Consider the following 11,322-nt stretch of genomic DNA (forward strand, 5'->3'; position numbering starts at 1 on the left):
TCGCTCTGGCTCCGGTGTTGTCAGAGTTATCACCAGTACTCTGCTTTATTTAAGGCGTCGACACAGCGGCACTGACCACTTAATGGCTGCAGCGTCTTTGCAGCGAGAGATTGACCAAGCCAGCCTTCAGGGTAAGTCAACGTATGCGGAGCCTTAACAATATCTTCGCTAAGCTGTTTAAACCCAACTTTTGAGTAGTAGTTAGGGTCGCCGTAGGTAAACACAAGCTCAACCCCTTTTTCAGTTAACGTTTCTAGACCAAACTTAATCAATGCCTGACCCACTCCCTGGCGCTGAAAATCGGGATGAACAGCGACGGGCGACAAGATAAAACCATTGATGTCAGTTTCAAAGGTTAACCTTGAAAACATGATGCTCCCCGCTAGCTTACCGCCTTCTGTCGCAACAAAGATAAACAGATCATCACTGCCTGTTGTATTCATAAGAGCCGTCGTTAACTCGCCAATCACTTTACCTTCATCAGCGCCTTCGGAGGCGCTAAAGGTTTCATTGAAAAGATGCGAGATCTCTTTGGCGTTATCTGTGTTGCACTGTAAAAACTTCATCTCTATTTTCCTAATAATCTTATAATCTGGAGTTATTAAATCTTCTGTAAAATCAACATTTGATAGTCAAACTCATCCTGCCGCTTAGCCGCTATTTCGATCTCTTTGTTAATGTCTAGCAGCGCCTTTGAGTTCGGCATTAAAGGCGCTAACTCATCAATACGGGTCTGAAGCGGCTGATAATATTCACTCCAAGCTTGCTCACTGAGTGCAAAGCTATCAATCAACTCATAGCCAGCCTGTTTAGCCTGCTCAATACGCTGGTTTGCAGTGACCATATCTGGGTATTCTTGTTGCCAAAATTCTCTCAATTCATCGCTGGGAGTATCTGTACTCCAAACTAGATCGCTGATGACTAAATACCCCTGGGGCTTGAGCAATGGTTTCCAATTTTTAAAAGCTTGCTCTACCCCCATGATATAAGCACTACCTTCGCTCCAGATAACGTTAAACTCGGCTTTTGAAAAAGGCATTTCAGTCATGCTTGTACACACGGTTTTCACACGTTGAGCGAGCCCTTGACTCAAGCTCTGCTTTAAACTGCTCAGGCTAGACTCATCATTATCTAGCGCAGTGATGACAAATTCAGAATGCTGAGCCAACACCCGAGTAGCCACACCTTTGCCACAGCCAACCTCTAACAGCTCCCCCGAGTTAAGCGAAACAGCCTTTAGTGCTGTTAATGAGTCAGTTTCTGCACCTGGGCCGAATCTTGTTAACCCATCAAAGATCAACTCAAAATCAGCCATATACTGCTCATGTTCATTCATATCTTTAGATAACCATTTCAATCTCAAAGCCTGTTTTTCATCGAAGCCCTGCTTCATCAACCACTCTAGATGTGCATCAGGAGCCTGCATTTCTGTCGCTTGATGCCACTCTCTCATCGACCCCATGCCAAGCATTGCACTGAGCAGTTCTTTCGCTTGCTGTTTCTGGGCTATCTCATCATCTAAAACCTTGAGTCGTTGCAGTAGCAACTGCCTGTCGATGCGACTTTCTAGGCAAGCCTGACACTCTTTTAGGCTTAATCCCCCTGCCTGTAATTGTTGCAGTAGCTTTAAACGTTGCACATCCTGTTCAGAGTAACGCCTATATCCATTTGCTTGTCGCGTAGCCGAAATTAACCCCAGCTTTTCATAATAGAGCAGAGTCGAGCGACTTAATCCGATTTTTAGTGCTAGCTCAGAAATGCGATACATAGGCTGCCCTCAATATTTATGGCTACCATAAACTATGAAGCATTAGACAGGTCAATAAAAATTTTATTTTACAATTACACAAACACCAAAAAGCCCCTAAGTTTACACTTAAGGGCTTTGGTTACTTCAACAGGCATAACAACATTGATTGACTCAGAAATTAATCCAGCACTAACCAAGTTGCCTTAATTTCGGTGTATTTATCAAAGGCATGTAGCGACTTGTCGCGACCATTACCCGACTGTTTATAGCCACCAAATGGCGCGGTCATATCGCCGCCATCATAGTGATTGATCCACACCATGCCGCTTCGAAGGGCCTTAGCCGTCTTGTGCGCTTTATTGATATCCGATGTCCACACCCCCGCTGCGAGGCCATAGATGGTGTCATTGGCAATCTCAATCGCCTGCTGCATGCCATCAAAAGTGATTACCGATAATACTGGGCCAAAGATCTCCTCTTTAGCGATGGTCATCTTGTTATCAACATTTGAGAAAATAGTCGGCTCAATATAAACGCCACCCGACTCTTGCATCACCTGAGAGCCACCATGATTTAAGGTTGCACCTTCATCGATTCCCGCTTGAATATAGCCAAGCACATTATCTAACTGCTGTTTATCGACAACTGCGCCAGAAGTGGTCGCGGGATCTAAGGGGTGCCCAGGTGTCCAGCCCTTAAGCTCTTCGGCTATTAAGCCAATAAGCTCATCTTTTACCCCAGACTCCACCAACAAGCGCGAACCAGCGGTGCAGACTTCACCTTGGTTAAAGGCGATGGCACAAGCTGCTGCCTCTGCCGCCTTTTTAAGATCCGGCGCATCATTGAAGATAATATTCGGGCTCTTACCCCCAGCTTCTAGCCAGACCCGCTTCATGTTTGACTCACCCGCGTAGATCATCAACTGCTTAGCAATCTTAGTCGAGCCGGTAAATACTAAGGTATCAACATCCATATGTAGCGCTAGCGCTTTTCCCACTGTATGGCCAAAGCCAGGCAGTACGTTTAACACACCTTTTGGCAAGCCTGCTTCAACGGCTATTTGCGCCATACGAATCGCTGTTAACGGAGATTTCTCAGACGGTTTAAGTACCACACTGTTACCAGTGGCTAAAGCTGGACCAAGCTTCCAACAAGCCATCAACATCGGAAAGTTCCACGGCACAATCGCTGCGACGACCCCTACAGCTTCACGAGTGATCATGCCTATTTCATTGTGCGCCGTTGGGGCTATCTCATCGTAAATTTTATCAATGGCCTCACCAGACCAGCGAATAGCCCGCGCAGCGCCTGCCACATCTACTGTCTTAGCGTATTGAATAGGCTTACCCATATCTAAGGTTTCAAGTAAGGCTAATTCATCGGCATTTTGCTCCAGCAGTTCGGCAAAACGAATCATCACTTGCTTACGCTTAACAGGTGCTAGGTTTGCCCAAACACCCGTTTCAAAAGTTTCTCTGGCATTGTTAACGGCAATATTGGCATCAGCCTCATCGCAACTTGCCACCTTAACTAAGACTCTGCCATCGATCGGGCTGATACAGTCAAAGGTTTGCTTAGACTGTGCGTCAAGGTATTCGCCTGCAATAAAAGCTGAACCGTTTATTGACAAAGAATCCGCTAACGCTTGCCACTGACTACGACTTTCTGGTGTGCTCATGATGACCTCTTAACACTGAATATAATAATTAGAATGAGGGTTAATGCGGTTAACGCGCCATCTACAGGCGAATTACCACAAAAAGGTGTGTTAAAGATTACGCTTATTAGCATCATAATTTCAATATATTTTACAAAAACTTCATTTTTGCTACAAATAAATGCACAAAAAGCTTTCATGTTCATTATTTCTGACATAGCATAGCAAATATCGACCGCTTGCCCAAAAAAGCAACAGATAACAAAACAATAATTAAAATAATGAAACTGAATCAAGGTAGATGATATGGCAGATCCACAGATGCACAATCAACGCGATACGCAGTCATTAGAACATTACTGGATGCCGTTTACGGCAAATAGGCAGTTTAAGTCGAGCCCTAGAATGCTCGCCCATGCCGAAGGTATGTATTATAAAGACGTTGCAGGTCGCCCCATATTAGACGGTACAGCAGGTTTGTGGTGCTGTAATGCCGGACACGGCCGTAAAGAGATCTCTGAAGCGGTCAGTAAACAAATTCATGAGATGGATTATGCGCCATCATTTCAGATGGGCCACCCTCTTGCCTTTGAGCTGGCTGAGCGCTTAGCTCAAATAAGCCCAAAGGGATTAAACAAAGCCTTCTTTACCAACTCAGGTTCTGAGTCTGTCGACAGTGCTTTGAAAATTGCACTCACCTACCACCGTGCCAACGGTGAAGCCACACGCACCCGCTTTATTGGTCGTGAGCTCGGTTACCATGGTGTTGGCTTTGGCGGTATTTCGGTTGGCGGTATTGGTAATAACCGTAAGACCTTTAATCAACAGTTACTGCAAGGTGTCGATCACCTACCGCATACCTTAGATATTAACGGCAATGCATTTTGCCGTGGTATGCCTAAGACCGGTGCAGAAAAAGCAGAAGTACTAGAGCAACTCGTTGCCCTGCACGGTGCTGAAAACATCGCCGCAGTGATTGTTGAGCCAATGTCTGGTTCTGCTGGGGTTATTTTGCCACCAGAGGGATACCTACAAAAGCTTCGCGAAATCACCAACAAGTACGGTATTTTACTTATTTTTGATGAAGTCATTACAGCCTTTGGCCGTGTAGGCGACGCCTTCGCCAGTCAGCGTTGGGGGGTGATACCAGACATGATCACCACTGCAAAAGCCTTAAATAACGGCGCAATTCCAATGGGCGCGGTTTTGGTTGATGACAATATTTACGATACCTGTATGCAAGGTCCTGAAAATGCTATTGAGCTCTTTCACGGCTATACCTATTCCGGTCATCCGGTTGCCGCAGCGGCTGCCATTGCCACCCTAAACATCTATGAAAATGAAAAGCTGTTTGAGCGAACCAAGGAGCTCGAAGGCTATTTTGAAGATGCCGTGCATAGCTTAAAAGGCCTCCACAATGTGATTGATATTCGCAACACAGGCTTAGTCGGCGGCATTCAATTCGCCCCGAGCGATAAAGGCGCGGGCAAACGTGGTTTTGGGATCTTTGAGCACTGCTTCGAAGCGGGCACCTTAGTGCGTGCCACTGGCGATATTATTGCAATATCCCCACCGTTAATTATCGACAAACAGCAGATAGATCAGATTGTTAATACTCTTAGCGATGCGATTAAAGCTGTCGGTTAATCCCAGCACCTATTACATCGCTTTGCACGCTTGCGTTAATAGCATGGCTTTGCACTGCTACATGAGCTCGAAAATCAGCAGCGCTGATGTAATAGGTAAAACCATTAACCCCCATAAACACTATTGGCTCCCAACTGGGAAATAAGAATTAGGATTTTGCGTTATGCACACGATTAACCATTACATTAACGGCGGCCACTCTGCGCCAAGTCAGCGTACTCAAGCGTTTTTCGAGCCTGCGACAGGTGAGCAACGTGGCACAGTCTCCCTTGCCAGTGCAGCCGAGGTGGCTGGCGTGATTGAATTGGCTAAAAAAGCACATGAGTCATGGTCTAAAGTCACCCCACTTAACCGCTCTCGTGTACTGTTTAAGTTTAAAGCTTTGGTTGAAGCCAATATTGATGAGCTTGCAGAGCTTATCACCCGTGAGCACGGCAAAGTACTCGACGATGCCAAGGGTGAAATCATTCGTGGCCTTGAAGTCGTAGAGTTTGCCTGTGGCATTCCGCACCTATTGAAAGGCGAGCATACCGAACAGGTTGGTGGCGGCGTTGATGCTTGGACCCTGAACCAATCACTTGGCGTCGTTGCGGGGATAGCCCCATTTAACTTCCCAGTAATGGTACCTATGTGGATGTTCCCAATTGCCATAGCGTGTGGCAACAGCTTTATCATGAAGCCATCAGAAAAAGATCCAAGCTCAGTTATGCGTATGGCTGAGCTACTCACCGAAGCAGGCCTACCTAAAGGCGTATTTAACGTCGTTAACGGTGACAAAGAAGCCGTTGACACCCTACTCACTCACAAAGATGTGCAAGCGGTAAGTTTTGTAGGCTCTACGCCAATCGCAGAATATATCTATTCAACCGCATCAGCCCACGGCAAGCGCGTTCAAGCGCTCGGCGGCGCAAAAAATCATATGTTATTGATGCCAGATGCCGATCTTGACCAAGCCGTTGGCGCACTGATGGGCGCAGCATACGGTAGTGCTGGCGAACGCTGCATGGCAATATCTGTAGTGTTGGCCGTAGGCGACTCTGGAGACGCGTTAGTTGAAAAGTTACTGCCACAAATCAAGGCGCTAAAGGTCGGAAATGGTGTCACGCCAGAGATGGATATGGGCCCGCTTATCTCTGCCCAGCATCTAGAAAAGGTTAGCAACTATGTTGAGACAGGCGTTGCCGAGGGAGCAAAGCTGCTTGCCGATGGCCGACAGCTCTCGGTTGCCGACCACCAGCAAGGTTACTTCTTAGGTGGCTGCTTATTTGATCACGTCACCCCAGAGATGACTATCTACAAAGAAGAGATCTTTGGCCCTGTGCTCGCCATCGTTCGAGTAAAAGATTATGCCGACGCATTGCAACTGATAAATGATCATGAATTTGGTAACGGCACCGCTATCTTTACTCAAAGTGGAGAAGCTGCACGTCACTTCTGCCATAACGTCCAGGTCGGCATGGTAGGGGTCAATGTACCGATCCCTGTACCAATGGCGTTCCATAGCTTTGGTGGTTGGAAACGCTCTCTCTTTGGCCCACTGCATATGCATGGCCCAGATGGAGTCCGTTTTTATACTAAGCGCAAAGCCATAACTGCACGTTGGCCGCAATCGTCTCAAAACGCCTCGCAAGGTACAAAGGCTGAGTTTGTTATGCCGACGATGAAGTAATACAAAAAGGCGCGGCTTAGGCCGCGCTTTTTTCGTTTAGCTTTACACGCGCTAACTTATCGCTGACATGGAAGCACTAATGATTCAAAACATAGATTCAATTTTAAACTTTTCAACGCTCAATACTGCAATCGAGCGCTATAAGCTCGATGCTGAAAAGGTCATAGCTGGCGAGCCTGAGCAAGCACTACAAAACCACTACTCTAGTGACTGTGACCAGTTTCATGCCGGAGTATGGCAAGGCGATATCGGCACTTGGAATGTCGCCTATAGCGAACATGAATATTGTGAGATTTTGTCTGGTTCCAGCAAGGTTACCGACAAAAATGGTCACTGCATAACGGTGAAAACGGGTGACAGGTTTGTCATTCCAGCAGGGTTTGAAGGCACCTGGGAGGTGCTAGATAACTGCCGTAAGGTATACGTGATTTTCGAGCCAAATACGCTGTAATCCCTATAGCTATCTGGTATTAGAAAATCGCTTATTCGCCATGAGGTCGTAGCAATATGCTGCTGTTTGGCAAAATATAATGATGCTCGATATCAATGGTTTATATCAGTGGTCTACAGGCCAAGATATTAACGATAAAAACCAGCATCAAAGTCAACATAGTTAAATGGAGAAACTACCGTGTATAAAAAATTAAATAATAAACGGATTGCCCAAGTTGTCGGTCTAACATTATCAACTGCGCTAATGGCCCCTCTTGCTCAAGCTGAGTTTTCTGGCGAGATTGATGTCACCAACGATTACCGCTTCCGCGGTGTATCACAAACGGCAGGCGATTTTGCGATTCAAGGCAGCTTAGATTACAGCATGGAAAATGGCCTGTTCTTTGGTGCTTGGGCGAGTAATGTTGATAAAGATAGCTACGATGCCGATGTGGAAATTGATCTCTATGCAGGATATTGGGGCGCTTTCGGAGCCGATGAAGAGTGGGAGTACGACGTTACACTGACTTACTACACTTATCCAGGCCAAGATGAGAATACCGGTTATTTAGAAGCGAATGCGGGTCTGTACTATGCGGGATTCCACCTAGCCCAGTGGTACACCAATGACTACGCTAATGCCGATCTTTCACTCAATTACACCGAGCTAAACTATTCATACGAGATCTTCGAGAATTGGAGTATCGATGCCCATGTGGGATATAGCTATGGTGAAGGTGTGAATGATGAAGAAATGGGTGACTGGGGCGAGGACTATGTTGACTACTCTATCGGTGTCTCGACTGAACTTGGCGGTGTAGGCCTATCTCTAGCTTGGTTAGATACTAACTTAAGTTCAGATAATATCATCGACTCGAAAGAGCCATGGAGAAACGACGGCACAGTGCTAGCTACTGTAAGCTATGCATTTTAAGCTATGCCGTTAACGCTAGCCTAGACAGTTTCCCTCCCAACAAAAAACCGCCATCAGGCGGTTTTTTATTATCATCTTCAGTCATTTACATCAGATGACTGCAGATGATAACTCGCAATACATAACTAACAGAACATGACTAACAAAACATGGCCACGACAGTCAGATAACTAACAACCGATAGCATCCATTTGGCTATCTAATTCAAAGCTACTTCATATAACCCTATTTCATATAAAGCTAGGTCATATCAAAGCTAAGTCATTCAACATAGTGTGCTGCGAGTGAAAATTCCAATCTCGTGAGCTAACTGGCTTTTAAATCGCTATTGGGAGGAGTATCTTAACTCTAGGGCTATAAGTAATTTATTGAAAAGGAAAGCGCATGACCCCAACCTTACTTAAAATTGTTTTTATTGCTATCGCTATTTTCATTGTCTACAAGCTTATCTTCAGTGGTAAAAAAGGATTAACCCTGTTTGAAATAAACTTTAAAGATGGCCGCATGACGACCCATAAAGGCAAAATCCCAGACAAGTTTGCCAAGGAGTGCCGTGCTATCGCAAAATCCAATAAACTGACTTGTACCGTTAGAGCTGAAAAACTTGGGGATGTGCGCCTGCATGTGTCTGCTAACGTCAGTGATGCGATTACTCAGCGCATTAGAAATGTATTTCCATTTGAGTATTACGAAAAGAAACAGGTCGATAACAGCCGTAAAACCTCATAAAGCGAAATTTATACCTGCTGGCCTTCACACTGTAAAATGAAGGCCTTAACTATATAGATTAGCCATATTACTTAGCTATATCTCTTCGTTATAGCCGCTTAGTTATAGCCGCTTAATTGTAGTGGCTTAATTGTAGTGGCTTAAATGTGACAGCTTAACTGTAGTCGCTAATATGAATTAGCTTATCTGCAGTAGAGCGCCCCCTGCAAATTCAGCCCACTCAAGCTATATTTTCAGACTTGATGGCAGTACTACTTATCTTGTTTTTTGCTGTTCTCTTTCTGCTCGGTTTCTTTAACTAATTCATCATTTATTATTGGTGTATTGTCTGACATGATTGGCGCTTGTCTCGCTGACATCACATCATCACTTGAGCTTGCTGATACACTATAACTGGCATTTGAGCCACAACCACACAGCGCAAACAGACACACACTAAGAAGCATTTTCATCATTTATCCCTACTTTATAATCATAAAATCCTTTCAACTAAAGTAGAGTAAACTCAAGCTATATTCAATCCCGTACTAGAATTAGAACGAGTACTACAGCTGCAACTAAGCTGCAATTATTAAATCATTCAATTAAGTTTAGATATTACTAGCGTTACCTCTGCCACCGTCACTCCGAACTTGTTTATATCACTGCGATTAATAATGGTGTTGTCGTCAATCAGAAACATCCAATCGTCGAAACTCACCTGATATTCACTGCCATCAACAGGCAGCAACATTTCATATTGCCACTGCAGCGCCATTCCCACAGCTTGCCCTTGCGCCGCTCCTAAAATATCATTCGCCGTACCTGTGTATTTACCCTCGCCTAAATCGGTAATATTCCAAATTCGCAGCTGTTTTTCTCCATCATCGTAAATAAACCACTCTTTAATCTCCCCTTTATCGCCTTGCCAACTCGCCAACATTTTTACACTGAAGCGTCGGGTGACTTTGCCGCTAAAGTCTTGAACCGTGCCATGAGCAACTAACTCACCATCAAAAAACGTCTTCAAATCAAGCCTAGGTGTAGTGCCTTGGTAATCATTAATGTCACTACTTGAACAGCCGCTAAGCAATGCGAAGTAAGTCACCAACAGCAGCGCTTGCAACAGGCTAATGCCGCTTTCCCTCTTATTAATAAATCCGCTTAACAATCGCATGCCAACTCTCCAAGTAACTGCTTTCTCAACTCTGGACGACTCGTCGACTCTGACAACCAAATAGCAAGAAAGTCTTCACTAAAACCTACTGGCAGAGGCTGAGCCAAAGGTTTGCCATTAAAATAAAACTGACTATGTTCAGGTGTGAGTATTTTTAAGGTTAGCCTGTCACCTTCATTCACATCAGGCCATATGGCATCAATTGCAGATAGCCATTGTTGCTGGCGCTGTGGGTCCACCCCTAAATGCTGCCACTGATCTTGAGTTGCTTCTACCAAGCGAGCACTTGGGATCTCTTGGTAATATTCGATATCGAGGATCAGCGGATACTCGCCCTGAGTGTAATCGCCATCTAAGGTGAGTAACTTGGCACGATAAAGTGAAAACCACCACCAATCCATTTCGCCTCTGCCGACCTCTTTAAATGATGGGTTATCAGTAACTGGCGCGATAATCGCTTGAGAAGAAACATTAGCCGCTGAATGATTTGACGCAATCAACTGCGGGGTTTTAGCTTCAGTAGCATAACTGACTGCAGCAAGAAGCAATGACGAAGCGAGTGTGAGATATAACTTTTCAATAGCCATGACGCAATTCCTATTAAATTACGATAGCGCAGCCTATCCCCAAACGACTTGAATAGAGTTATTGCGGCGCTTTGGTAACGTTAACAAACATAGGGAATATTACGATCCAGATGGCAAATAGGATCAATGCGCTGGAGAATAACTCCAGTGGCAAGTTGACCGCTTCAAAGCGCTCTCCCGCTAAGTAACTTAAGCAACCAAACACACCACCAAGTATTGCATTAACATACCAGGCGAGTTTTTGGGTAAAGGCTAAGCTATAACGAAGTGATAGGGCAAAATGACACCAAAGAACAAATAACCAAAAAGGAAACTGCTGAAATTGAAACACCCCAGCCCATTTCAAACCTAAGTCGATCGCAAAGCCCAATGATGCTACTTTAATCATTAAGGTTAAGTCTTTGCGTCCCCTTTGAGATAGAGCAAAGTGGACTAATAACAGGCCTGTGGTTAACCATAAAGCCGAGTTTTGATATAGGATAGATAACCACCAGACGGCTTGAAACATCAATAAATTGATGATCACCAAGTGTTGCTGTGCCAGTCTATCCATCGTACTAATTAACATATCAAATACCCTCAACAGCTAGCGGCTAGCACTGCAACGAATGTAACAGGTGCAACCGCTGTAAACAGTATTAAGCACTCACTGCCACGCTTTATCGATTGTACTAATTAACATACCAAATACCCTCAACAGCTAGCGGCTAGCACTGCAACGAATGTAACAGGTGCAACCGCTGTAAACAGTATTAAGCACT

Annotated in this window: 12 protein-coding genes; 5 read left to right on the forward strand and 7 right to left on the reverse strand. The window is 44.9% G+C overall.

Going from position 1 to position 11,322, the window contains the following annotated elements; translation table 11 throughout:
- Positions 1–29: 29 nt before the first annotated feature.
- From ACVBIU_RS19710 to ACVBIU_RS19720, 3 genes are all read right to left on the reverse strand, one after another.
- Entirely contained in the window at positions 30–566 is a 537-nt protein-coding gene (locus ACVBIU_RS19710; protein ID WP_447160333.1) for a GNAT family N-acetyltransferase, read from the reverse strand.
- A gap of 35 nt (positions 567–601) precedes the next feature.
- Entirely contained in the window at positions 602–1,768 is a 1,167-nt protein-coding gene (locus tag ACVBIU_RS19715; RefSeq protein ID WP_447164586.1) for a MerR family transcriptional regulator, read from the reverse strand.
- A gap of 160 nt (positions 1,769–1,928) precedes the next feature.
- Positions 1,929–3,428 (reverse strand): aldehyde dehydrogenase, encoded by a 1,500-nt coding sequence (locus ACVBIU_RS19720; protein WP_447160331.1) that lies wholly within the window; start codon positions 3,426–3,428, stop codon positions 1,929–1,931.
- A 285-nt stretch (positions 3,429–3,713) separates the two neighbouring features.
- On the opposite strand from ACVBIU_RS19720, the gene ACVBIU_RS19725 reads away from it, so the two are divergent.
- The 5 genes from ACVBIU_RS19725 (at position 3,714) to ACVBIU_RS19745 (ending at position 8,818) form a co-directional block, all read left to right on the forward strand.
- Positions 3,714–5,054, forward strand: a complete 1,341-nt coding sequence (locus tag ACVBIU_RS19725; protein WP_447164587.1) for an aminotransferase class III-fold pyridoxal phosphate-dependent enzyme — start codon at positions 3,714–3,716, stop codon at positions 5,052–5,054.
- Between the two features lie 163 nt (positions 5,055–5,217).
- A complete protein-coding gene (locus ACVBIU_RS19730; protein ID WP_447164588.1) occupies positions 5,218–6,723 on the forward strand; it encodes a CoA-acylating methylmalonate-semialdehyde dehydrogenase in 1,506 nt (501 codons plus the stop codon).
- A 79-nt stretch (positions 6,724–6,802) separates the two neighbouring features.
- On the forward strand, positions 6,803–7,174 hold the full coding sequence (locus ACVBIU_RS19735; RefSeq protein ID WP_447160328.1) for a cupin domain-containing protein: 372 nt from the start codon (positions 6,803–6,805) through the stop codon (positions 7,172–7,174).
- A 180-nt stretch (positions 7,175–7,354) separates the two neighbouring features.
- Complete coding sequence (locus ACVBIU_RS19740; RefSeq protein WP_447160327.1) at positions 7,355–8,089, forward strand: TorF family putative porin; 735 nt, start codon at positions 7,355–7,357, stop codon at positions 8,087–8,089.
- A gap of 384 nt (positions 8,090–8,473) precedes the next feature.
- The gene (locus ACVBIU_RS19745; RefSeq protein WP_447160326.1) at positions 8,474–8,818 is read left to right on the forward strand and encodes a DUF3634 family protein; all 345 of its coding nucleotides are present in this window, start codon (positions 8,474–8,476) and stop codon (positions 8,816–8,818) included.
- 251 nt (positions 8,819–9,069) lie between these two features.
- Here the strand turns inward: ACVBIU_RS19745 and ACVBIU_RS19750 are convergent, their stop codons facing one another.
- The 4 genes from ACVBIU_RS19750 to ACVBIU_RS19765 all read right to left on the reverse strand — a co-directional run bounded on the left by ACVBIU_RS19750 (position 9,070) and on the right by ACVBIU_RS19765 (position 11,129).
- Complete coding sequence (locus ACVBIU_RS19750; protein WP_447160325.1) at positions 9,070–9,273, reverse strand: hypothetical protein; 204 nt, start codon at positions 9,271–9,273, stop codon at positions 9,070–9,072.
- Positions 9,274–9,398: 125 nt separating this feature from the next.
- Positions 9,399–9,974 (reverse strand): DUF3833 domain-containing protein, encoded by a 576-nt coding sequence (locus ACVBIU_RS19755; protein ID WP_447160324.1) that lies wholly within the window; start codon positions 9,972–9,974, stop codon positions 9,399–9,401.
- A complete protein-coding gene (locus tag ACVBIU_RS19760; protein WP_447160323.1) occupies positions 9,962–10,561 on the reverse strand; it encodes a chalcone isomerase family protein in 600 nt (199 codons plus the stop codon). The genes ACVBIU_RS19755 and ACVBIU_RS19760 overlap by 13 nt, the downstream gene beginning before the upstream one ends.
- A gap of 58 nt (positions 10,562–10,619) precedes the next feature.
- Positions 10,620–11,129: a DUF2878 domain-containing protein gene (locus tag ACVBIU_RS19765; protein WP_447160322.1), complete on the reverse strand. Its 510-nt coding sequence runs from the start codon at positions 11,127–11,129 to the stop codon at positions 10,620–10,622.
- Positions 11,130–11,322: the final 193 nt, after the last annotated feature.

The organism is Shewanella sp. 30m-14 (assembly GCF_052977125.1).